Origin of the sequence: Algoriphagus jejuensis, from assembly GCF_039523455.1 — a bacterium.
In the GTDB taxonomy this organism is placed as follows: domain Bacteria; phylum Bacteroidota; class Bacteroidia; order Cytophagales; family Cyclobacteriaceae; genus Algoriphagus; species Algoriphagus jejuensis.
Genome location: NZ_BAAAFI010000009.1, coordinates 38394 through 62509, shown reverse-complemented (window position 1 = coordinate 62509; position 24116 = coordinate 38394). Strand labels below are relative to the sequence as shown.

Below are 24116 nucleotides of genomic sequence, written 5' to 3'. Positions count from 1 at the left end.
GTCGGTCTCAAAGTCCCAGCTCGTTTCTCAGTGGTTCGAAGACTTTTTCATTTTGATTCCAATAATCGAGCATTTTCATTTGGGTACGGGTTGCTGTGGTGATTTCGGTTTTGCCGTTTTCCTTTGTCCAAGCTTCCTCAAAAGAGATAATTTCAAACGGAAAAAACTGTTGGTATCGGATGGTGAGTTTTCGGCCAATGCCGGCATATTCGACTAGGATTTCTGCTTGATTGGAACCTGCGTCGCGCTTTGATATTTCTGCGTTTTCAGGCTTTAAAGGAAGGTGTGAGAAACGCTGGAAAATCAAACTTGGGATAAGCAATTGGTTGCCGGAAACTACCAAATCCGGGTTGAGCCGGATTCTGTTGAACAGTTCATCTTCTGGCATGGCGTTGATCTTCGATTCCAAATCCCCCTCCGACTCAAAGTAGGAAAATTGCTTTACTTGATACCCCCCGCTTTTGAAGTTGAGTTGTGTAAACGACTGTCCGCACCATTCAGTCATCGAAGCGGTGATTTTGGGAGAATAGGCCTCGTCATACACCGGTGTAAAAACCGACAGCATCGTATGGTAGGGATAGACACCCGTCACGAATTCACGGGTCATATTAAGCTTCATCACCTTTTGCGCATCCGATGCGTTGTCCTGCGGGTTGTCGAGCTTAACCTGTTTTTTCTTCGAAAAATCCTCCGTCACAAAGATCATCACGGCCTTTCCCGGACGATTCTCCCCATAGCGGCTTTGCTGAAGATCAAAGACATTGATCTCGGCTTTTCCCTGATACCAGTACTTGGCAAACTGCTCCTCCTCCACCCCATCTCTGCTGGAGGTGCTGCAGGAAAACAAAAGCATGGAGACAAACGAAAAGGGTAGAAGAGATTGAATAAGTCCGTATTTGGAAAGGGCAATTTTCATGTTTCTATTGCAAATCTATCGATCATCGTGTAGCAAAGCCTACTGTGACTGACTACTGCCAACTGATTTACCAATATCTAAATATCGTCAAAATAATCTTATACCCCGCTCCAAATACGCCTTTGACTGTCCCGCTGACCTTGGATACGCCGATTCGCTTGCGGTAATTGACCGGCACCTCGGTGTAGCGCAGGCCAGCTTTGTGGGCCTTGATCTGCATCTCAATGGTCCAGCCGTAGTTTTGGTCTACCATGCTAAGACCAAGAAGTTTGCTCCAAACGATGGCGCGGAACGGCCCAAGATCCGTGAACTTGGCTCCCTGCATGTATCGCATCATGGTCGTCGCCAGCCAGTTGCCAAAGACCTGCGGCAAAGTCATCGAGCCGCTTTCCCGTTGTCCCAAAGCTCTCGAACCAATTACCATATCCGAGCTTCCATTCAAGATCGGCTGGATCAACTCCTTCATTTCCTCCGGATAGTCACTGTAATCGCCGTCCAAAAACACCACGATATCGGGCTGGATCTCCTGCTTTTTGATCCAGTCCATTGCAGTTAGACAGGCTTTTCCATACCCTTTTTTAGCTTCGAAAACCACAGCTGCGCCAGCTGCGTCCGCTACTTCACCCGTCCTATCCGTGGAATTATTGTTGGCCACAACGATGTGCCGGACGAAGTCCGGGATTTCGGCGATTACTTTTGGAATGGATTTCTCCTCGTTATACGCGGGGATAATCACATCAATAATAGGAGAATTGGACATCTGATTAGGCTAGCGGCCGAGGCCGTAGGAATTAAACGATTTGACAAAAACCAGACTATAGCCGACTGCGAGCATCGCATGAAAGGGGAGAAACAGGAAATTGCCAGTAACAAAAGCCAACACCACCATCCCCCAAAAAAGCACAGCCAAAACACCCTCCAGCCAGGTTGTGACGGGCATGCGATGAATGAGGTATCTATTGAGCGAAAGCCGCTCTTTGCCGGACTCCAGATTGAATTTTGGTGTTCGGATGAAAGGAGATTTCTTACCGGAAAGCCCTTCCCAAACTGCCTGTGCGTTGTGCAGCGCCAAACCCATCGACACAGAAAGAAAGAGTGGCAATTGCCAAATGGCACTCCATGCCGACTTCAGAAATGAGCGCCCCTCAAAGAAAAAAGATACCAAATAGGTGCCCGCGATCAGTGCAAAGCCGACGAGAAAAACGCCCGAAATCTGAACCCAATTTGACGGAATCAGGCCTTGCTCACCCGCCCACCAAACTCCGATACTACTGAGACTTGTCACCAGCACCGCGATGAAGATGACCGAGTTGAAGAGGTGCGCAAAGGAGTGAAATTTGACGCGGAATGGGAGATTTTCCTGACGCACTTTTCCGAAATGTTTCATGGCACATTCTGCCCCGCCTTTAGTCCAGCGAAACTGCTGTGATTTCACCGCGGACATGATCGGAGGAAGCTCCGCCGGAGACTCGATCTCTGGACGATAGACAAACTGCCAGCCTTTGCGTTGAGCCCGATAGCTTAAGTCCAGATCTTCCGTCAGTGTGTCGTCGTGCCAGTTGCCGGCGTCGTAAATGCAGCTTTTTCGCCAGATTCCGCCTGTGCCGTTGAAGTTGATAAAAGCACCCTGATTATTTCGCCCAGTCTGCTCAATCAGAAAATGGGTATCTAAGGCCAGCGCCTGTAGGCGTGTCAAGACAGAATAATTACGGTTGAGATGAGTCCATCGGGTCTGTACCATCCCGATCTTTTCCGAAGAAAAATACGGGATCGTACTCAGCAAGAAATTTGGATCTGGGACAAAATCCGCATCGAAAATAGCGATGAATTCTCCGGTGGCTTTCTCCATGCCTTCACGCAGCGCTCCGGCTTTGAAGCCAACCCTATCTGTTCGATGAATGTATTGAAAGTCAATTTCGGGAAACTCTTTTAGCTTTTCATTGACCAAGTCTACCGTCTGATCCGTACTGTCATCCAAGAGCTGGATCTGCAGCAATTCCCTGGGATAATTCAGCTTTGCTATCGCGTCAATCAAGCGCTCGACGACATAGAGTTCGTTGAAAATAGGAAGCTGAACCGTGACTTTTGGCCAAGTCTTTGGTGCCTTTGGCGGCGACAGGCTGTGGTTTTTTTTTGATTTTAGAAAATGAAGCAACAAGTGTCCCTGCGCAAGGCTGTAAATGAAAATAAACAGCATTCCCAAGCCATAGAGCACACACAGGAAATAGATAAAAATCATTTAGAGCTTGATCTTGATGGAGTCATTGCCAATGATAATTGGCAGTTCGTTGATTCGGTTTTCCTCCGGGCCATTTTCCAATTTTAGCACGCCTCGTGGACAAACCGCCGAGCATACACCACAGCCGACGCAGGAGGAACGAACGATCTCTTGGCCGCGCTGCGCATACCAGCGGACGTCAATTCCCATTTCACAGTAGGTCGAGCAATTTCCGCAGGAGATGCACTGTCCGCCGTTGGTCGTGATGCGAAAGCGCGACTTGAAGCGCTGTACGATCCCAAGGTAGGCCGCCAAAGGACATCCGAAACGGCACCAAACCCGATTTCCCATAAAGGGATAGAAGCCCGTTCCGACCACGCCTGCGAAGACTGACCCGATTGCAAAGCCGTAAAACGAATGTAGCTGGTTGGTCACGTTTCCCAATAAAGCAAAGCCGGAAAAATAGTTGGCGATAGTGACAACGGTCATCACTACGGCCAAAACCAACACCGAGTGAATGATCCATCGCTCGTATTTCCAAGCTTTTACCGACTTGTCAGAAAGCTGCCGATACGGATCTCCCACCGTCTCAGCCAGACCTCCACAGCCACAAACCCAGGAGCAATACCAGCGCTTTCCAAAGAAATAAGTGAATACCGGTACTCCGACGATGATCAGCAAGATTCCCCAAATGAGCATGAACATACCGACTCCTCCACTCGACAGGAAGGTGTCGATCTGGTAATCGTAGAAGAAATCGTAGTCGAGCGGCCAGATGTTTTTGAAATCGAAATACGGCTGATTGAGCAAAACCAAGATCTCCGGAATCAGGAAGGCAAAGGCCGTCTGGAAAAACATCACCGATGCGGTGCGTAGCTGCTGGTATTTGTTGCCGCGATACTTGCGAAACATGCGGACGCCCATCACCAATATCGCCAGCGTGTAGATCAGTCCGTACAGAAACCACTGACTCGCAGGCCCGCCGGAAAGCCACTCCGAAATAGGATTAACCATCCAGACCAGATTCACCAAATAAGCCGGAAACCAGTATAACACGATGTAAAACAGGATCAGCAGCGAGCCAGTCAGCATCCCGAGAAGCCCTCGGTTTTTCATGGAAGAGTGGAAAATTCCGTTGTTTTTGACCCCGGCAGGTTCATCCGCGTGCTGACGAAAGTTGTACAAAAACCCGCCCAAAGCGGCCAATCCAAGGGATACTCCAAAGAACAGCCAAGGATTATCCCGAACCGGACTTTGCAGGGCAGCTTTGGCCAAAGGGAAGGAGTAATCGTCCCAAATGACTTGATCCCAGACTTGCTCGGATTTCAGTTGGTCGTTGTACGAATTGAAATTTTCGCGAAAAGCGGACAGAAAAGAGAAGTTGGAACCATATTCCTTGCCATACATCGGGGCTAGGAGTTCCGCCATTTTCTCTTGGTGAATGTCTTTGGTGTTTTCCCAAACCTGTTCTTCCAAGAGCGTATAGCTTCCCAAAAACGGAATCACCAGAAATGCGATCAACCCGATCAAAAACAAACCCAGTCCTACTTTTTCGATCATCTTCATGCCTTGGCTCCGAATAGTTTTTGGACAAATGTTTTCTTGGCGGGCCGGAAACTTCCGCCGAATTGGGCCAAAAAGGCCTTTTGGATCTCGATGTAGTATGGCGCGAAAAACTCGGGGTCGAAATTGGCTTTCTGCAGCTGTGCGACCACTTTTTCACCTGGCCACCTTTCGCTGATGGCTTTGTCAAAAAATGCATGTCGAAGTCGAAACCCAAAGTTGTTAACTCCTAAAATTCTTCCTTCCAAGTCCATCAGTATGCGAATGCAAACTTTGCCAGAAGCATGCTCCCAGTAGAAATTTTCGACCTTTTCAGGGTCAAAGACCGCAGGAACAACACCATACGTCTGGTATTCGATATCGAGGAATTTGGCCGAGTTGAACCAGACGCCAGGACGATAGGGTACTGGTTTTTTAGAGAGACTGTAAGCCAAGGTCTCCCCATGCATGCGTCCTGTGTACCAGACTTGCTCAATGTTTTTACGATCCGGAGCCGGCGCAGCGTCAAATTCCGCACAGTCACCGATGGCATAGACTTCGGGAATATTAGTCTGGAAAAAAGCATCCACTTTCACCCCACGGTTGACGTTCAGTGCTGAGTTTTTTAGAAAATCGACTTTCGGACTCACCCCTGCAGTCAGGCCCACAAACTGGCAGGTAATCTCCTCTCCTTTTGACGTGACGACAGCCCGGACACGCCCATTTTGGTCCGAAAGGATCTCCTTCAGCTCAGTCTCCAGACGTAAGTCGATATGATGCTCACGGATATGCCTCCCGACCAATTCTGATTCTTCCTTGGGCAGGACATTGTCCCAAAAGCCTTTTTCCCGCACTAAGAAAACCACGGGAATCTTCTTATAGGCCAACATTTCAGCCATTTCGATTCCGATCAATCCTCCGCCAACTATCACCGCGCTGCTTACTCCCTCACGGGTATTGGCTTCCATAAGTTCCAAATCCTGCTTGGAATACAAACCTTGAACGGCCTTCAGCTCTTGACCTGGCCAGCCGAACTTGTTGGGATTGGAACCTGTGGCAATCACCAAGGTATCGTAGCCGAGGATTTCACCGGAAGTAAAAACCAAGGTTTTTCCATCGAAATCCACTTTTTCGACCCAGGCTTCTTTGAGTTCGATCCGGTTTTTTTCCCAAAAATGATTCTCATAAGGCTGCGTATGTTCAAACTTCATGTGCCCCATGTAGACGTACATCAGGGCAGTGCGGGAAAAAAAGTATTTTGACTCTCCAGAGATCACGGTGATTCTGACTTCCGAATCCAGCTTTCGCAGCGTTCTGGCACAGGTGATGCCGGAGATTCCGTTGCCGATGATGACGATGTGCCTGGATTTGTTCATGGATTGTAAAACTGGGAAAAAGAAACCAAAATCGCTTCAGCTATTCGTTCAGATTCCAATCGTAATCCAAATGAGAAATATTGGCATTCGGATTGATTTTGACCTTGGAATATAAATTGAGAAAATCAATCAATGTTCCTTTTTTCGTAAAATCACCCTTGAACCAGGAAAAGATCGATGAAATCTGCGCTTGATCTGCTTTGATTTTGTTTCGGCTCGGATCGTTGATAAAGGTAGTCGCGACTTTCGTCAGTTGGGCTTCCAGTTTTTCGGCGGTGAAAGCTTCATTGAGCAAAGGCGGACAGGAAACCGAAGCGCAATTGATGGCAAAGTGGATTCGAGGCTCCTCAAATTCCTTTCTTAGGATCGAATGCTCTATCTCATCCAAACTGGATTCAACGCCGCCGATTTTGAAAAACTTGTAATGCCATACGTCTTTTATCAGGGGGATTTTCAACTTTGGACCCAGATCTCGGATGCTTTCCACCGGGTAGTTATCGACGATCAGCTTGACGGTAAAGGCATTGTAGGCATTGATCCAATACGCCATTTGCTGATTTTTTGACCAAGTTTTCCGGTCGGGAGCATTCTCCGAAATGAGTTTTAGGTACTGGTCGAGCTTTGCTTTGTCCCGGATAAAACCCTTGTAGTCGACTGTCCCGTCAGGTTTTACGTGCGATTTGAGCAGTTGATCCCAAATCTGATGACTTTGAGGAGTAGAGCCAGCGACACCTAGATTTGAATTTTGGCAGGAGAAAAGCAGCACAGAAAAGAGTGCGAGTAGGAAAGGCCGAAGTGAATTCATGAGATCGTGTTTGGTATTCATTTACGCAGTGTAGTCAATATTGGACGACTGAAATTGGTGTGTTGTCTACCCACTGACATTTGTAGGATCAATTGACTTTTTCTCCCCGTTTGAGCCAAATGCCCCATGTGGGTGAGTACGTGTGCACTTTGTCGGTGGGTTGGCCTTCAGCTTCAAGCGGTTTGCTCGAATTTGCCCATTGGATGATGCCGCCATACAGATTGTAAACCCACTTAAACCCTGCGGATTGAAGTTGTTTGCCAATGTCCTGAGATCTGGCGCCGACCGTGCAATACACTAAGACAGGCTTGTTTTTGTCCAAACTTTCGCAGGCCTTGAGATCGAAAGTCTCATAGCCTACCCAGGTCGCGCCGCGTAGATGACTTACTTCAAACTCTTCTTTTTCTCTCGTGTCAAGAATCTGGTAGTTAGACAAGTTGGTGATTTGCTCCGCTTTTACCGTTGGAAAATCCTTGTCATAAAGTCCCTCCAGCAAGACTTTGTACGCCGAGGATTGGGAAAATGCAGGCAGGGAAACGAGTAAAATTCCAAAAAATAATATTTGGGCTTTTCTGAAAAGCGGGCTGACAATTGAGAAATTGCTCATTTCTATACAAACCCGAAAAGTGTGCAATAGTTTCTATCCGGCGTAAAAATCCGAAAGTCGAGCCAAAGCTCTGCGGTCTTTGAGGATGATTTTCTTTCCTTCGAGTTCGATCAGATTATCCTTTTTGAATTCTGAAAGAAGCCGAATCACCGACTCTGTAGCGGTACCGACTATCCCGGCAATTTCCTCTCTGCTGAGCATAATGTCAATTTTTTGATTTCCTCCGCCCTCGACTCCATACGAATTGCCGAGTTGAAGTAGGACATAAGCCAGGCGCTCGCGGATACTTTTCTGTGTGGCATTGGTCAATTTCTCTTCCATGACGCCAATTTCATGGCTAAGTGATTTTGTCACTCGCTGGTAAAACGCTGGATTCTGATGCAAGGAACTGATAAAAACATCTTTGGGAACGAAACAGATTCTGGCATCTTCGACTATCTTGGAAGAGTTCGAATAATTTTCCTCACCAAGAAGCGCTGCATAACCCAAAATATCACCCTTTTGCGCCAAATGTATAATCTGCTCCTTCCCATTTGAGGCCGTTTTGTAAACTTTTACCACCCCCGATTTGATGCAGAAAATCCCCAAGGGTTTTGTCCCCTCGTAGTAGAGAATCTGCCCCTTGCGATGAGAGATTAGATTTTTGTGATCCGAGATGGTACAAACTTGATTTTCGGGGAGATCAGAGAAAAGAGAAAATTTTCGGCTAGTACATAGCGCGCAGGGTGTATTGGTCGGATGATTAGTCATTGGTCAGGGAATAGTCTATGCAGATCAATTTATAGAATATCTGATTTATATCATATAAAACAGCGCTATTTTGGACTGGAGGGCAAGTCTTTCTTCTGAACAAACCTTTTATGGTTTTCTGAATACTCCAGAAAAATATGAACCAGCCCGTTTGTCAATACAAGATATTGACATTCAAGATTTTGATTATAGACCATCGCCTGGTTCAATGTCCTTTCGTCAATCTTGACACTTGGAGCCTTGCATTCTATCAGCAGGTACGGCTTGGCCTCCCTGGTGAATACAATCAAATCAGTCCTTTTAGTCAATTGATTGTATTTCAACCCTTTCTCAAGAGAAAACAGACCTCTAGGGTAGTCATGGTGGTTGATCAAAAAATTAATCCAGTGTTGACGAACCCACTCCTCGGGAGTTAGAATCAAATGCTTTTTCCTCAGGGAGTCGAATATCCAAAGCTTGTCGTCGGTACGTTTTAGTTCCGGTTGGAAGTGAGGGAGATTCAGCCCAGGGAGATTGATTGTTTGATCCTGAGTATTCATGCCGCAAAGATGTGTAAAAAAAAGTCCCCGCGAACAAAAAACCCGATCCTATGACAAATCCTATTTAATCTCCCTGAACTAGTCACAATAATTTTTTTGCTGAAAAACAGTGTGTACAATGGTCCTCGATTCCACTTGGATGTAGGTTGAATTTCAAGAAAGTCCGGAACTCCTAAATTGGTCTCATCCATCCAATGGGAGGGAGAAGAGCAGCAGCCTCTTAATTAAATTCCAGATAGGGCCTGATCTTTTCGATCCATTCCATTCTGAAAATCTTGATGTTAGCGAGATCGGCAGCCGCGGTAAAACTACCGTGTTGATTGCGATAAGCGACCAGAACCTTTGCCTCGCCGTAGCTGATATAGGGATGGGAAGCAATGTCATCAAGACTGGCGTCATTGATTCTGATCTTTCTAAAAATCAGCGGATCGAAATCAAAAAACTCCCATAACGATTGCGCCAGTTCTTCCTTGACTCCATAGACCTCCAGTAATTGAAGTCGACTATAAAACCCGCCCAACTGCTCACGGTACTTGATAATTCTGCCGGCGGTCCCCGGCCCAACTCCTGGCACAATCTGGAGTGTTATCGAATCGGCCTCAGAGAAAGCAATCCTGTTCAGGTTATCCAACTGCTTCTGATTACGATTCAACTTTACCGTGTCTTGGGGGTTGAAGGTCGGGAGCGGAGAAGCGACCAACTGAATTTGGAGATTTTCCAGACTGTCCAATCTACTTAGGTAGGCGATGTATGTAGACTCTGCCTGTCTGTTTTTTAAAAATTTCAAGACGCCAGGGATAATTCCTAGGATCAGCAAAAATGGAATCACGACCAAAAACCCGCGGGATTCCTTGCCAGAGAACCCCAGATAAAACTTCATCCAATAAAAAAACCGATCTTTCATAGCTTAAAAAATCAACAACTGATAAGTTAATAATCTTGAATCTGATTTCCTACCGATTTAATTCGCCTTGTAAAATCGTTTTTATTTATTTAGATAAATTCTAAATTAAAAAGCATTTCCAGGAAAAAACCTTTGCCGCCATATAGTCTATTAAATTTGTATCGCAAAACTTGTAAAAATGCAGACCAAGTTTCGGGCTATAAGTTTATCACATAAAACCGCTCCTGTTCAGATCAGAGAATTAATTTCTCTGGACGAAGAGTCAATCCATAGTATCCTCCTGAAAATCAAAGAATTTTTCAACCCAGAGGATGCTTTAATTCTATCTACCTGCAATAGAACAGAGATTTACTACAGCCACGAGCGTGATTTGAGCACCGAGATCATCAAACTGGTCGGTCTGGTAAAAGGACTGTCAGATGTTGTCAATTATCTCGATTACTTTGAAGTTTTCAACGACGACCGACAGGCTATCACCCATTTGTTTCGGGTTTGCATGGGATTGGAAGCACAGGTGGTTGGCGATATTCAGATTTCAAATCAGGTAAAAAGATCCTATCAGGCCACCGCCGACCTCAATATGGCTGGGCCTTTTTTGCATCGATTGATGCACACGATCTTTTTCACCAACAAAAGAATCGTTCAGGAGACTACTTTCCGCGACGGCGCCGCCTCACTTTCCTATGCCGCAATAGAGCTGATCGACAGCTTGACCTCCACCATTTTTCAACCAAGAGTCCTACTCATAGGAGTAGGAGAAATCGGAGAGGATGTGGCCAAAAACATGGTTCATCTCCCTGAGGCGAAGGTAAAGATCACCAATCGTACGCAATCCAAGGCAGAGCAAATTGCAGCAGAGTTGGGTTTTGAGGTTGTATCCTTTGAGAATTGCCAAGAAGCGATGAAAGAAGCAGATGTGATCGTCTGCTCAATCATGAAAAGCGAACCCTTCATCACCAAGGAACTCGTCAAGCAATTTGATATCCAGAGCTACAAGCTTTTCGTGGATCTGTCGGTACCGAGAAGTATCGAGACCTCTATAGAAGATGTATCCGGCGTGGTCCTCTATAATGTGGACAACATTCGCAGCAAAGCGTCCGAAGCATTGGAGAAGCGGCTTTCGGCAGTGCCAAAAGTGGAAGCGATCATTGAAGAAAGCATCTCCGAGTTTTACGGCTGGAAAAAGGAAATGATGGTATCCCCTACCATCAATAAACTCAAACAATCTCTGGAGCAAATCCGTCAAGAAGAACTGAGTCGTCACCTCAAAAACATCGGTAAAAACGAGTACGAGCTTATCGACAAAATCACCAAAAGCATGATGCAAAAAATCCTGAAAGTACCTGTGGTACAGCTCAGAGCAGCATGCAAGCGAGATGAGGCCGAAGATCTGATTGAGTTCATCCACGATCTCTTTGATCTGGAAAAGATCAAAACCGAAAAATAGAAAAAATATTCCTCTGAGAAATGACCAAAGGTTCACACTGTATCCTTTGGTCATTTTATATTTGGGCCAAATTGAATCTTCCCCATGACTTCCCCTCCAGTCCGCTTACTGCTCCTCGCTAGCGCATTTCTTCTTTGCACCAACGACCTTTTTTCGCAGACTTGGGAAGTCTATGATCTGCAAGGGAAACTTAAATCCCGGGCGATCTACGACCGAATCGAGATTCTCGGCGAGACTGTGATCGTCGGAAAGAGTGAAAGCGGCTTGACTATGCTCTCTCCGGATTTGAAACCGATGGTTGATCTCAAGGGAGAGCAAATCTACCAGTATCTCGCACCATGGATCTTGGTGAAAGGTCCAAACGGAATTGGCGCTTTTCACGAATATGGCCAGCAAGCACTCGACTTGGAATACGAGGAGATTCAGACCTATATCAGCATGCTTTTGGGAAAAAAAGGCGGTGCGTATTGGCTATATGACAAAGGGAAAAATAAGACCACGGCCTTGGGTACGCTTGACGGAGCCAAGCTGACAAAAAACGGACAATTGATCACGCAGAGAGGTGGGAGCTATTTTCTACCCCTATCCAGTGACCCCGAGCATCCTTACCAATTACTTGAAGAAAACGACGGAGACTATCTATTGGCGAAGGAGTCCACCGGCTTTGGTATCATCAACCTGGAAGGCGACTACGTCATGGATCCCGTCGTTGCTCGATTGGAGCATACACGGGGAGATTACTTCTACGGATTCGATGAAAGTCAATATCTCCTGATCAAGGGAGATCTACTGAAATCCGACGTGGCATACAACTCCTATCATCGGATCAGTAAAGAAGGAGATCTAATGCTTGAATACATTCACGGCAAACTGCGTCGCGTAATGGAAGAAGACGGGATTTTGCTGGATGCAGTCGGAATGGAATCTGTCCAGCTCATCGGCGAGGAGCTCTACACTGTGAAATTTCGAGAAAACAAAACTGGACTTTTGGGCAAAAAGGGATGGCAAGTACAGCCTTCTTTGGGTTTGGACTGGATCAAGGCCGGAAATGAAGGCTTGTTTCCCGCAGGCCGAGATGGAATGAGCGGTTTTGTCAATGCCTCTGGAACTTGGGTAATCGAACCAAAATATGCTGAGACCGGCATTTTTTCAGAACAGATCTCCAAATACCGAAATGGGGGTACTTGGGGACTGATCGGCACAGATGGGCGAATCATCAGCGACACAAAATGGGATCAGATCAAGGACTTTTCCGCAGGTATTGCTATCGCCAATTCAGCGGGCCAATTCTACCTGCTCAATAAATCCGGAGAAGTCCTGAACGAATCAGGATTTGATAGGATTTGCAGATTGAAAGAAGGATTCTTCTTAGTGGAAAAAGGAGGCAAACAAGGTCTTTTGGATAATATGGGAACAGTGCTCTTGCCCATCGAATTTGAAAATATCCAGGTGGAAAACCCAAACATTATGATCGTAAAAAGAGACGGACTGACCGGAGCGATGAACCTTAACGGAGACGTCATTATACCGGTCAACTATCAGGAAATAGTTGCTGACTGGACTGGAAAACAGCTATTGGTCAAGGAACTTTATAAACCCGTGATTATTCTAGCCGAAGAACCGATCAGTGGTAAAAGAAAAAAGGGAGCGAATTAGGCTCCCTTTTTTCTTAAATTTATTTTTTCTCCGACTTCCCAGATCCTGAATCTTTCGAATCCTTATCCGAAGTGGCAATCGATTCTCTCATCGAGGTGTCCGATTTGATATTTTCCATGCGGTAATAATCCATCACACCCAAGGTTCCGTTACGGAATGCCTCTGCCAGCGCTCTCGGAACTTCAGCTTCAGCTTCGATCACTTTGGCCCTCATTTCTACGTTTTTCGCTTTCATCTCCTGCTCTAGCGCCACAGCCATGGCTCGTCGCTCTTCCGCCTTCGCTTCAGCGACCTTCAGATCTGCCGATGCTTGATCTATTTGGAGTTTAGCACCGATATTAGTTCCCACGTCGATGTCTGCGATATCTATCGAAAGAATTTCAAAAGCTGTCCCGGCGTCAAGCCCTCGGCTCAGCACAAGCTTGGAGATCTTATCCGGATTTTCTAATACACTTTTGTGATTGGTAGCTGAGCCTATTGACGTCACGATCCCTTCACCTACCCTGGCAAGAATAGTTTCTTCACCTGCACCACCTACTAACTGAGCGATATTTGCGCGAACGGTGACACGGGCTTTTGCAATCAGCTGAATCCCATCGGCAGCAACAGCGGCTACGTTGGGGGTATTGATCACCTTTGGATTTACCGAGATTTGCACCGCTTCAAACACATCCCGTCCGGCCAGATCAATTGCCGTAGCTTGCTTAAAGGTCAAACTGATATTCGCTTTGTCTGCTGAAATCAGTGCACGAATTACAGTCGGGACATTGCCACCCGCGAGATAGTGTGTTTCCAGATCGCTGGTTGTCAATTCCAAACCCGCTTTGGTGGCTGTAATGAGGGAATTGACAATCACACCAGGCGGAACTTTTCGGAATCTCATTCCGACCAATTCCAATAGGCCTACTCGGACGTTGGAAAACAAGGCTGTAATCCAAAGGCCCACCGGCACGAAGTACAGAAAAATGAATAAAACGACTATGCCCGCAAAAGCAATGATCAACAAGAACATAGAACTAGATGGATCCATAAGGTATTATTTAACTAAAATTTTGTTTTTTTCTATCTTGATAATATTGACGGTCTTTCCCACCTCAATAAAGCCTTCCTCGGATTTAACTTCATAGACTTGGTCGCCAAAGATCACCTTTCCAAAGGGTTTGATGTCAGAAATTGCCCTTCCGATCATTCCTTCAGCCAGCCCAATTGTCCGCCCATCAAATGCACCGCCCTTCAACGTATCTTTCAGTGAAAAGCGTTGCCATACGCCAGAAGTAAAGCCAAACCAAATCGCGGCGATATTTAAGATCGCCGCAATCGACGTAATCCAGAGGGCTGTTCCGCTGTCATAGGACAAAAATGCAAAATACACTCCCGCAAGGCTGGTTACAAACCCAATAATTCCAATGAAGGTGGTACCCGGAATCAAGAAGACTTCGATCAGAATCAAAATCAATCCGATAGAAAGCAAACTGGATAAGATCAAAATCGTCATGGCCTAGAGGAAGAATCAGGCCTAAAATACAAGATTCGGGGGGCAAACCTATCAGAACAAATGAAAAAAGCCGGAAGTATATTTCCGGCTTTGAATCCTAGTAGGCTTTTGCAAAATAAACCCTGCCTGCGGAGGGCTTTCCTGTGTAGACACACGAACCCGTTTCTTCTTTTCGATCAAGCGGTATGCATCGGATCGTCGCTTTGGTCAATTCCTTGATCTTGTCTTCTGTCTCCGAAGTCCCATCCCAATGGGCGGAAACAAAGCCACCTTTTTCCTCCAACACCTGCTGAAACTCCTCCCAAGTATTGACTTCTGAAGTCACGGATGCCCTGAAATCAAACGCCTTTTTGTAGATACTTTCCTGAATCTCGTCAAGCAAACCAGTAATTTTTTCGGCGACAGGCTGCGAAGCCAACTCAAAGGTCGATTTGGTTAAGGTATCTCGTCTCGCAATTTCAATTGTTCCGTTTTCCAGATCTCTTGGCCCCATAGCGATCCTTATCGGAACGCCTTTCAACTCGTACTCGGCAAATTTCCATCCTGGCTTGTGCGTATCGCGGTTATCGAATTTGACCGAAACACCAGCCTTTCTCAGTTCCGCCATGATTTCGTTTGCTTTTGCAGAGATTGCTTCCAGCTCAGCCTCTCCTCTATATATAGGTACGATAACCACTTGGATCGGAGCAAGTTTCGGAGGAAGGACCAGACCGTTGTCATCCGAGTGCGCCATGATCAGCGCCCCCATTAATCTGGTACTTACGCCCCAGGAAGTTCCCCAGACGTATTCCAGACCACCTTCCTTGGTAGCAAATTTCACATCGAAAGCTTTCGCAAAATTCTGCCCTAAAAAATGTGAAGTGCCTGCTTGAAGCGCCTTTCCGTCTTGCATCATTGCCTCGATACACAAGGTCTCATCTGCACCGGCAAAGCGTTCATTTTCGGTTTTTCTCCCCTTCACCACCGGCACGCCCATGTATTCCTCAGCAAACTGAGCATACACATTCATCATTTGGACGGTCTCGTCCATTGCTTCTTTTGCGGTCGCATGGGCAGTGTGGCCCTCTTGCCAAAGGAACTCCGAAGTCCGCAAAAACAGGCGGGTTCTCATCTCCCAGCGCACCACATTTGCCCACTGATTGACCAGCAAAGGAAGGTCCCTGTAGGACTGAATCCAGTTTTTGTACGTACTCCAAATCACCGTTTCAGAGGTCGGACGTACAATGAGTTCTTCCTCTAGTTTTGCATCTGGATCTACAATTACACCGGAGCCATCTTCAGCGTTTTTAAGGCGATAGTGAGTCACTACGGCACACTCTTTAGCAAATCCCTCGACGTGACTTGCTTCTTTGCTCAGGTATGACTTGGGTATAAAAAGTGGAAAGTAAGCATTGGTATGACCTGTCTCCTTAAACATTTTATCGAGTTGTGCCTGCATCTTTTCCCAGATCGAATACCCGTAGGGTTTGATCACCATGCAACCCCTCACGGCGGAGTTTTCGGCCAGGTCGGCTTTTTTCACCAGTTCATTGTACCACAGGGAATAATCCTCACTGCGTTTTGGAAGTCCTTTACTCATTAGGTTGGATAGAATGTTAAAATATCTTTAAATTTGCTTACTTAGGGCTGGCAAATATAATCCAAAAAGAATAACCTCAGGATTCTCAGCCCGTATAACAAGGTGTCAATCAACTTCACCCATGAAGAAAAATACTCTCATTACCGCCTCAGCGCTCGTTGGATCTCTTGTCCTCGTATCTTGCAGTTCAAATAAAATGACTTCAAGTGCAACCGATGACAATTTATACTTCATGGCGTCTGACGTTAAAATGGCGACACAGTACGCCGTTGAAAACAATAACCCCCAGTCATTTAAGAATATTTCCGAAGAACCTGCTTTGGCAGAGCAGAATTTCAGTTCTCGGAATGTGAATCCCGAATACATCTCCAGATACCAAGCCACCGAAAATGCAACCACCTCAGAAGATGGTGTGGTTTATTTTGACGAGGGGGTTCAAGAGCAAAACGCCACTGGGAATATCAATGCTTATGACAACTATTCTGCACAAGGCAGCGGAAGCGGAAGCAGTTCTCCGAATTTCAATTTCAACTTTGGAATGGGCTTTGGCTTCAGTCCTTATGGCATGGGAATGTATCCTTATATGGGCATGAATTATGGCATGGGATTCATGCCAGGTTTATCGATCGGTTTGGGATTTGGATTCGGCTATCCGATGTATCCTGGCTATGGATTCGGCTATCCGATGTATGGCTACCCTATGTACGGATATGGTTATCCGATGTATCCTAGCTATGGCTACGGATATCCAATGCGTCCAATCTACCCCGGCTATCCTTCCTATATACTTCCAGGTAGTGAATACGGCAACAGACAGGTGGTTTATGGCGCTAGACCTACCAGAGGTTCTTCCGTTACCAATACTGGAATGAGATCATCAGAAGCTGCTGCAATGCCAAGTACAGCCAGAGCTCAGGCCAGAAATAGCGCAAACGCAGTCAGTCCATCTGCAAGACGATTAAATGCTTCAGAAAATTCTAGAGTTGCTACGAGGGACTTCAGCAATTCTCAGAATGATTATTACAGCTCAGCACGTAGCAGAGTAGCTACGTCCAACAACATGAGCTCCGCTGCGACAGACAGATCAGTGAGCACCAGATCTACTAGAAGCACTATCCCGTCCACCAGACAGAGTGGAATCAGCAGCCCTGGGAACCTGAGAAGAAGTGACACAAGCCCAAGTAGAAGCATCAACAACTACAATAGCAGAACGTCCTACCCTTCCGGCACGAGAAGCACTAGCCCATCTTACAATACTAGATCTACTACTTCACCTTCATACAACAGAAGTACTAGTCCCTCTTATAACAGATCTACGATCCCAAGTAGATCAAACAACACTCCCACCTATAGTTCTCCAAGTAGGAGCAGTTCCAGTGGAAGCAGTATAAGTACACCGAGCCGAAGCTCGGGAGGATCTTCTGGCGGAAGCACTAGTGGATCCAGAGGAGGAAGGGGGAATTAATTTCCCCTTTTTTTTTAGGCAAATCAGCACAAAAACAGTTTCTATCCGTTTATCCCTTACAATCAAACGATCAGTTTAATGAGGTTTTTGACAATCCTTCTTACCCTCAGTTCATTCACCATTGCGGGGGCTTTTGCCCAAAGTGGCTACTACGAAGATGCTTACCGTTTCAGTAGAGCAAACCCTTCCGGGTCTGCCAGAATCATCGGAATCGGTGGTACACAATACTCACTCGGTGGTGATGTTTCCAATATCGCGGGAAACCCAGCCGGATTGGGTTTTTTTAGATCATCTGAGGCGAGTGTGAGTTTGGGATATGCGGATTGGAAGGTAGACACCCGGTATTTGGGTCAAAGCAAGACCTATAACACCACTAATTTCTCCCTGCCCAATGCGAGCTATGTTGGAGCCAATCCAAAAGGAGATCTAGAAACCGGTGCTTTCAAGGGAGGTGCCTTTGGGATCAGCTTTCAGCGTATTGCCAATTTCAATACGGAATATGGCTACTTTTCTGATGAGCTGGGGCAAAGTTCCATCATTGACTTTTACCTCCAAGATGCGTTCGGCATTCCTGAAAGCCAGATTGAAAATTACGGTTTGACAGGACTGGCCTATCAAACCTACCAAATCAACCCGATTGCCTTTGATGAGAATGGAAATGCGATCAGCGATCCAAATGTCTATGATTCGTTTGTGTTGGGTTTCCCATTTCAAGACGAAAACATCACGCAAGAGGGGAGCGCCAATCAAATCAGCTTCTCTTACGGAGCCAATTTCAACCACAAGGTTTTCGTCGGCGGTGGGCTGGGTATTCGTTCCTTATCATTCTCTTCCTTTAAGACTTACAACGAAGAATTTGTCGACCAACCTTTGGCCAATTCAAGTCTCAGAGAAAACCTCTACATCAACGGCATTGGCGTCAATCTGAATCTCGGATTGATTTATAAACCGATGGATTACCTAAACCTCGGGTTCATCTTCCAGACGCCTACGTGGTACTCACTGAATGAGGAGTATGAGGCAGGAATGACGGCCAACTACAACAACTATTATTTTGAACAAGAAGATGTGACTCTCGGTCGTCAGGACGCAATCTCCGACCTCGTCATCAGCAACTATGGATTGAACACCCCTCTTAAAATCGGTGGTGGAGCTACTTTCTTTATCGGGAAAAATGGATTTATCTCCGCGGATTTAGATTGGGTAGACTACAGCGCAGGGCGAATCAATTCCAACGATTTTGACGAAGGCCCAGACAATATGGTTATCAAAAACACCTACGCCAGTACGATCAACTACAGGGTCGGAGGCGAGGCCAGATTCGATATATTGAGAGTTCGGGCCGGATACGCCTATTTTGGAGATCCCTACGCCCAATCTCCTGGCGTCGATCAAAGCACGCAACAGATCAGCGGCGGAATTGGGATAAAACTTCGAGCAGTGACCATTGACTTTGCATTGTTCAATCAAAAGTACGACGGGCTCTACCGAAGCTATCAGGTCCTAGATGAAAACGACAACAACTACGGCCCAACCACTGAGATGAAAAATAGCATTACCTCTGGTGTAATGACAGTGGGGTTCAGCTTCTAAGCTGATTGATCAATTCATACATGAGGAGCTCGGCGGAAAAATCCTCTCCGTTGAGCTTTATTTTTGCCTGGCTGTAATAGTAATTCCGCTCTGCCCAAAGGCTTTTTAGCTTCAGTGTGATCTCCCCCTGATCGAGACCATGAAACATGGGTCGATTTTGTACCTTGGAGACTCGAAGTCTATTGGAGATCGATTCCAAAGGAACATCGAGATACACCGAAATCGACGATTCGTTGATCAGATCCATATTGTCGTTGAAGCAAGGTGCGCCACCGCCTGTCGCCAAGACGAAGGAGGAATCCCGCTGCAGCAGCTCCGTAAGGGTCTCCGTCTCCCACTCACGAAATTTCCCCTCACCGTGCCGGGAGAAAATCTCAGGAATCTTCATTTGAAATTTCTCCTCCAACTGCTGATCGAGATCCAAAAATGGAAAGTTCAATTCCAGGGCAAGTTGGCGTCCAAACGTGCTTTTACCAGATCCAGGCAGTCCCACCAAAACGACTTTCAGGTTTTTGCTCATAGAAAGAAATCCAAAATGTCCGTAGCTTCCGGCGTGTTGTTGTGATGATATTTTTCCATCACCACTCCATCCCTCAATATCATAATGCCTGGATTTGCCCGCATGATGGTTTTCACCACTGTCGCATCTGCTTGCAGACCGATAACGCTCCAGTTTTGCTGAGAGAGAAACGCGTCTATCTCCTCCTGAGTTGCCGCAGCCATGAAGATCACATCAACGGGAGCACCTTCCAAATCCTTAACTAGGGCCGTCAACCTATCAAGATTTGCTTCATCCATCTTGCTCATGTTGCTGCTGAGGATAATGACTTTGTTTCCTGCGAAAAGAAACTCCGATTGGTCGCCATCTGCATTCCATGCCGCAAAATCGGAGATTTTCGGAAGTGCCTCAGGATTTTGTAATACCATCTCTACAAATTCGTAGCCCTCCTCGATTGGGAATTGATCAAACTCGAAAGTCTCCCCGTCCTTAGTCATCACATAGGTGTACTGCAATTGTGAGGAAGGCTGCATGTTCGTTGGAATGCTGACGCCTTTTTTGTATGCTCTAAAATCAATGAAAGGCAGGTTTCTTATTGCCATCACCGCGATTGTCAAGGAACCCGCCAATGTCAATATTGCCGCAACACCTGCCCATCGGGGACTTTCGTCAGACAACTCATTCCTAAAAATAAACAGGATCGAAATCATGATCAGGAGAACAATATCCTTGTAAAAAGACTCCCAAGGCGTCAGCTTGATTGCATCGCCAAAGCATCCACAATCGGTGACTTTATTGAAATAGGCAGAATAAAAGGTCAGAAATGTAAAAAACAGAATCATCAGCGCCAAAGCCCACACCGTCTGCTTCAACTTCACACCCAAGATCAGCATCACGCCCAAGACTACCTCTGCAACCACCAGCAACACACCGATCTGCAGCGCAAATGGCTTCAAATAAATGAAAAACCCCACGATATCATTGGAGAACACATCGAAGTATTCTTCCAGCTTAATCGCTGTGCCAACTGGGTCGTTCACTTTAATCAATCCCGAGAAAATAAAAAGACCTCCGACCAAAATCCGAAGAATCCAAAATAGGGTTTGCTTATTCATGATATCCTAATTTAATCAGACAGAAAACGGAGTAGTTAATCATGTCCTGGTAGTTAGCCTCTACCCCTTCCGAAACGATGGTTTTCCCATGATTATCTTCGATCTGCTTCACTCTATAGAGCTTCATCAGGATGATGTCCGTCATCGAGCTCACGCGCATATCCCTCCAGGCCTCGCCGTAGTCATGGTTTTTATTTTCCAACAAGCCTCTCGTCGCATCTGCCCATTGGTCATATAACGGCTCCAGCTCTGCATACGGAATCTCTGTCCGCTCCTCATCCTTCAGACTGTTCTGAACTAATGCAATAATGCAATAGTTTACGATCCCAACGAACTCATCAACAATCGGATCATCGATCTTCTGACTACCTTTTTCTTGTATCGATCGGATACGCTGTGCTTTGATGAAAATCTGATCAGTGATCGAAGAAAGCCTCAAAATCCTCCACGCAGTTCCATAATCCAAGGTCTTCTTTCGGAACAAATCTTTACATCGCCCAATTACTTGATTATATTCGTTGCTGGTTTTAGTCTCCAAAATAAGTTAGTTTAATGCTTCCCGGATCAAGTCCGTCTTCTTCGACCGAAGATAAATTATTTTCCCAAAAACATTCCATTCAAATCAAGGGAAGCCTCATTTGCCTAGATAAACCCAAGATTATGGGGATTTTGAACCTGACTCCTGACTCTTTTTTTGCGGGTAGTCGGATGAATGGGGATCGGGACAGCATCATATCAGCGGCAAAAAAAATGATTCAGGATGGGGCAGATTTCCTCGACTTGGGAGGGTATAGCACCCGGCCAGGAGCGGTGGATATTTCAGTCCAGGAGGAATTAGATCGAGTCACTACCGCAGTAGAAATAATTCGGGGAGAATTCCCTGAAATTTTGATTTCGGTGGACACATTCAGATCTCAGGTAGCAAAAGAAACCATTTCAGTTGGAGCAGACATCATCAATGACATTTCCGCAGGCAACCTCGACGAAGAGATGTTGCCAACCGTCGCGTCCTTGGGTGTGCCCTATATTGCGATGCATATGCAGGGAAATCCGCAAAACATGCAGTCAAAGGTCAATTATTCTGATATTTTGACAGAAATACTGTATTATTTCGCTGAAAAAGTGGATCTTTTTAGAAAACTTGGCATCATAGATGTAATTATTGATCCTGGGTTTGGATTTGCGAAGACGAAAGAGCAGAATTTTTTCATGCTAAAGAACTTAAAGAGTTTCGAAGCCCTTGGATTACCACTTCTGGTAGGTATATCGAGAAAATCTCTGATCTACAGAACGCTTGAAACTAACGCATCCGATGCGCTCAACGGAACTACGGCATTGAATATGTTTGCGCTCACACAGGGCGCGAACCTCCTCAGAGTCCACGACGTTAAGGAAGCTAAAGAAACGATTAAACTATTTGAACAACTATACCCTTGAGCTTACTTTTCAAAATAGGATTTTTGGATATCTCTATCGTCAACATGATAGATATAGCGCTCGTTGCTGCGCTTTTATACCAAGTCTATAAGCTGCTCAAAGGAAGTGTTGCCATCAAAATCTTTCTTGGGTTCCTCTCGCTTTACCTGATCTATTTGCTCGTTCGGGCGATCCGGATGGAATTGCTTTCTGCGATCTTAGGCCAGTTTATGGGAGTCGGTGTGATCGCTGCAATCATCATTTTTGCCCCGGAGATCAGAAAATTCCTGTTAATCGTCGGCCGATCCTCTATTTTCTCTGATGGCAATGTGATCAAGGAAATCCTCTTTTTCTGGAGAAAGAAAGAAAACTCTAGCTTCAACATCACTCCGATCATCGATGCTGCGAAAAATCTCGCAGGAAGTAACACCGGAGCGCTGATGGTGATCTCCAGCAGCACCGAATTGAAGTTCTACGCCGAAAGTGGTGACATTTTGGACGCCGAACTTTCGAAGCGCTTGCTGATTTCAATCTTTAATAAATACAGTCCGCTCCACGATGGTGCCGTAATCATTTTCAACGCTCGCATCAAGGCGGCTCGCTGCATCTTGCCCGTCACCGAACGGGAAGTTCCTGCGCAATTCGGTCTTCGCCACCGTGCTGGAATCGGCATGTCTGAGGCAACCGACGCACTAATCCTGGTCGTATCGGAAGAAACCGGACAGATCTCGATGATGAAAAACGGGAAGGTGCTGCACAATCTCTCCTTTCAGGAAGTCAGAGAGATAATCAACGATTTTCTCAACAATGAAAACCTGGACGACAGGTTCGAAAATCTCTCTGAATATGACTTGACGACCAAAAGGAATTTGGCCGTGTCCGGAAAAACCTAGGAAGTCCGCACCTTAAATAAAAAGAAAACCGGCAGGAAAGATGATTCCTACCGGTTTTTCAATTTTAGCATAGAGTCTGTTTTTTACTTGATCACCCCCAGCTCTTTCCCCACTTCCACAAATGCCGCTATCGCCTGATCGAGATGCGCTCTTTCGTGGCCTGCCGAAATCTGGATTCGGATTCTGGCTTGGCCTTTTGGCACTACCGGATAGTAAAAGCCGATCACATAGATTCCCTTTTCCAAAACCTTCTCAGCCATCTTTTGTGACAGAACTGCATCGTAGAGCATCAGCGGTACAATCGCATGCTCGCCGGGCTTGATATCAAAACCGGCCTCGGTCATCTTGGATCGGAAGTATTTGGTGTTTTCTTCCAGCTTATCTCTCAGTTCGGTCGTCTCTGACAGCAGGTCAAAGACCGCAATCGAAGCGCCGGTGATTGATGGCGCCAAGGTATTTGAAAACAAATACGGTCTGGATCGCTGACGAAGCAGTTCGACGATTTCTTTTCTACCGGAAGTAAACCCTCCTGATGCACCACCCAAAGCCTTGCCTAGCGTTCCTGTTATGATGTCGATCTTGCCCATCACTCCGCAATGCTCGTGTACGCCCCGACCTGTTTTACCCATAAAGCCCGTGGAATGACACTCATCGGTCATGACCAAAGCCTCGTATTTTTCAGCCAGTTCGACGATTTTGTCCAGCTGAGCGATCGTCCCGTCCATGGAGAAAACTCCGTCGGTGACGATGATCTTTTGCTTCGCACCAGCGGCAATTGCATCCTGCAGCTGCTTTTCCAGATCGGCCATGTTGTTATGCTCGTAGCGGTAGCGCATTGCCTTGCAAAGTCGAACTCCATCGATGATAGAAGCGTGGTTCAGCGCATCTGAGATGATCGCATCTTCTGCGCCAAGCAAAGGTTCGAATACTCCACCATTCGCATCAAAAGCTGCCGCATATAATATCGTGTCCTCGGTTCCCAAAAACTCAGAGATCTTGCGCTCCAGTTCTTTGTGAATATCCTGTGTGCCGCAGATAAATCTAACAGAGGACATTCCGAAACCATGGGTATCAATTGCAGCCTTTGCGGCCTCGATTACCTTCGGATGAGAAGAAAGTCCCAAGTAATTGTTTGCGCAAAAGTTGAGGACTTTTTGTCCACCGGCGATGGTGATTTCGGCGGATTGGGGAGAAGTGATGATTCGCTCCCGTTTGAAAAGTCCGGCATCCTCGATGGATTTTAGCTCTTCTTGCAATTTGGGTCTAAACTGGTCGTACATGGTCGAAAGATTAAAATTGAA

23 protein-coding genes are annotated in these 24116 nt (G+C 46.2%); 6 read left to right on the top strand and 17 right to left on the bottom strand.

Going from position 1 to position 24116, the window contains the following annotated elements; genetic code table 11:
• Positions 1-7 precede the first annotated feature (7 nt).
• The 10 genes from ABD031_RS10450 to ABD031_RS10405 all read right to left on the bottom strand — a co-directional run bounded on the left by ABD031_RS10450 (position 8) and on the right by ABD031_RS10405 (position 9657).
• Positions 8-916 carry a hypothetical protein gene (locus tag ABD031_RS10450; RefSeq protein WP_343851115.1) on the bottom strand — a complete coding sequence of 303 codons (909 nt, stop codon included), beginning with the start codon at positions 914-916 and terminating at the stop codon, positions 8-10.
• A gap of 67 nt (positions 917-983) precedes the next feature.
• The gene (locus ABD031_RS10445; protein ID WP_343851113.1) at positions 984-1676 is read right to left on the bottom strand and encodes a glycosyltransferase family 2 protein; all 693 of its coding nucleotides are present in this window, start codon (positions 1674-1676) and stop codon (positions 984-986) included.
• 9 nt (positions 1677-1685) lie between these two features.
• Positions 1686-3155, bottom strand: a complete 1470-nt coding sequence (locus tag ABD031_RS10440) for a cellulose synthase family protein (protein ID WP_343851111.1) — start codon at positions 3153-3155, stop codon at positions 1686-1688.
• On the bottom strand, positions 3156-4700 hold the full coding sequence (locus ABD031_RS10435; RefSeq protein ID WP_343851109.1) for a 4Fe-4S binding protein: 1545 nt from the start codon (positions 4698-4700) through the stop codon (positions 3156-3158).
• Positions 4697-6052: an NAD(P)/FAD-dependent oxidoreductase gene (locus ABD031_RS10430; RefSeq protein ID WP_343851107.1), complete on the bottom strand. Its 1356-nt coding sequence runs from the start codon at positions 6050-6052 to the stop codon at positions 4697-4699. Before ABD031_RS10430 ends, ABD031_RS10435 begins: the two co-directional genes overlap by 4 nt.
• Before the next feature lie 40 nt (positions 6053-6092).
• Positions 6093-6878: a DUF547 domain-containing protein gene (locus ABD031_RS10425; RefSeq protein WP_343851105.1), complete on the bottom strand. Its 786-nt coding sequence runs from the start codon at positions 6876-6878 to the stop codon at positions 6093-6095.
• A gap of 67 nt (positions 6879-6945) precedes the next feature.
• Positions 6946-7464: a rhodanese-like domain-containing protein gene (locus ABD031_RS10420; RefSeq protein WP_343851103.1), complete on the bottom strand. Its 519-nt coding sequence runs from the start codon at positions 7462-7464 to the stop codon at positions 6946-6948.
• 33 nt (positions 7465-7497) lie between these two features.
• Positions 7498-8214: a Crp/Fnr family transcriptional regulator gene (locus tag ABD031_RS10415; protein WP_343851101.1), complete on the bottom strand. Its 717-nt coding sequence runs from the start codon at positions 8212-8214 to the stop codon at positions 7498-7500.
• Between the two features lie 65 nt (positions 8215-8279).
• Positions 8280-8753, bottom strand: a complete 474-nt coding sequence (locus ABD031_RS10410) for a type I restriction enzyme HsdR N-terminal domain-containing protein (RefSeq protein ID WP_343851099.1) — start codon at positions 8751-8753, stop codon at positions 8280-8282.
• Between the two features lie 220 nt (positions 8754-8973).
• On the bottom strand, positions 8974-9657 hold the full coding sequence (locus ABD031_RS10405) for a ComEA family DNA-binding protein (protein ID WP_343851097.1): 684 nt from the start codon (positions 9655-9657) through the stop codon (positions 8974-8976).
• 178 nt (positions 9658-9835) lie between these two features.
• Between ABD031_RS10405 and hemA the strand changes: the two genes are divergently transcribed.
• Both hemA and ABD031_RS10395 read left to right on the top strand, forming a co-directional pair.
• On the top strand, positions 9836-11104 hold the full coding sequence (gene hemA, locus ABD031_RS10400; RefSeq protein ID WP_343851095.1) for a glutamyl-tRNA reductase: 1269 nt from the start codon (positions 9836-9838) through the stop codon (positions 11102-11104).
• Between the two features lie 84 nt (positions 11105-11188).
• Positions 11189-12760 (top strand): WG repeat-containing protein, encoded by a 1572-nt coding sequence (locus ABD031_RS10395; protein WP_343851093.1) that lies wholly within the window; start codon positions 11189-11191, stop codon positions 12758-12760.
• Between the two features lie 19 nt (positions 12761-12779).
• Here ABD031_RS10395 and floA read toward each other — a convergent pair whose 3' ends face one another.
• The 3 genes from floA to proS form a co-directional block, all read right to left on the bottom strand.
• Complete coding sequence (gene floA / locus ABD031_RS10390) at positions 12780-13790, bottom strand: flotillin-like protein FloA (protein WP_343851091.1); 1011 nt, start codon at positions 13788-13790, stop codon at positions 12780-12782.
• A 6-nt stretch (positions 13791-13796) separates the two neighbouring features.
• The gene (locus tag ABD031_RS10385) at positions 13797-14255 is read right to left on the bottom strand and encodes an NfeD family protein (protein ID WP_343851089.1); all 459 of its coding nucleotides are present in this window, start codon (positions 14253-14255) and stop codon (positions 13797-13799) included.
• Between the two features lie 97 nt (positions 14256-14352).
• Entirely contained in the window at positions 14353-15834 is a 1482-nt protein-coding gene (gene proS / locus ABD031_RS10380) for a proline--tRNA ligase (protein ID WP_343851087.1), read from the bottom strand.
• 121 nt (positions 15835-15955) lie between these two features.
• On the opposite strand from proS, the gene ABD031_RS10375 reads away from it, so the two are divergent.
• Positions 15956-17299 carry a hypothetical protein gene (locus ABD031_RS10375; RefSeq protein WP_343851085.1) on the top strand — a complete coding sequence of 448 codons (1344 nt, stop codon included), beginning with the start codon at positions 15956-15958 and terminating at the stop codon, positions 17297-17299.
• A gap of 78 nt (positions 17300-17377) precedes the next feature.
• Positions 17378-18892, top strand: coding sequence for an OmpP1/FadL family transporter (locus tag ABD031_RS10370; RefSeq protein WP_343851083.1), 1515 nt, complete (start codon positions 17378-17380; stop codon positions 18890-18892).
• Here ABD031_RS10370 and ABD031_RS10365 read toward each other — a convergent pair.
• From ABD031_RS10365 to ABD031_RS10355, 3 genes are read right to left on the bottom strand one after another with little or no spacing between them, the layout of a single operon-like run.
• Positions 18882-19412 carry a shikimate kinase gene (locus tag ABD031_RS10365; RefSeq protein ID WP_343851082.1) on the bottom strand — a complete coding sequence of 177 codons (531 nt, stop codon included), beginning with the start codon at positions 19410-19412 and terminating at the stop codon, positions 18882-18884. The two genes, ABD031_RS10370 and ABD031_RS10365, sit on opposite strands and share 11 nt — an antisense overlap.
• Positions 19409-20506, bottom strand: a complete 1098-nt coding sequence (locus ABD031_RS10360; RefSeq protein ID WP_343851080.1) for a BT_3928 family protein — start codon at positions 20504-20506, stop codon at positions 19409-19411. The genes ABD031_RS10365 and ABD031_RS10360 overlap by 4 nt, the downstream gene beginning before the upstream one ends.
• Entirely contained in the window at positions 20499-21044 is a 546-nt protein-coding gene (locus ABD031_RS10355) for a DUF1599 domain-containing protein (protein ID WP_343851078.1), read from the bottom strand. The genes ABD031_RS10360 and ABD031_RS10355 overlap by 8 nt, the downstream gene beginning before the upstream one ends.
• A 122-nt stretch (positions 21045-21166) precedes the next feature.
• Between ABD031_RS10355 and folP the strand changes: the two genes are divergently transcribed.
• Positions 21167-21943 (top strand): dihydropteroate synthase, encoded by a 777-nt coding sequence (gene folP, locus ABD031_RS10350; protein WP_343851076.1) that lies wholly within the window; start codon positions 21167-21169, stop codon positions 21941-21943.
• Complete coding sequence (gene cdaA / locus ABD031_RS10345; protein WP_343851074.1) at positions 21940-22815, top strand: diadenylate cyclase CdaA; 876 nt, start codon at positions 21940-21942, stop codon at positions 22813-22815. Before folP ends, cdaA begins: the two co-directional genes overlap by 4 nt.
• Before the next feature lie 83 nt (positions 22816-22898).
• Here the strand turns inward: cdaA and kbl are convergent, their stop codons facing one another.
• Positions 22899-24095 (bottom strand): glycine C-acetyltransferase, encoded by a 1197-nt coding sequence (gene kbl / locus ABD031_RS10340; RefSeq protein ID WP_343851072.1) that lies wholly within the window; start codon positions 24093-24095, stop codon positions 22899-22901.
• Between the last annotated feature and the right edge of the window lie 21 nt (positions 24096-24116).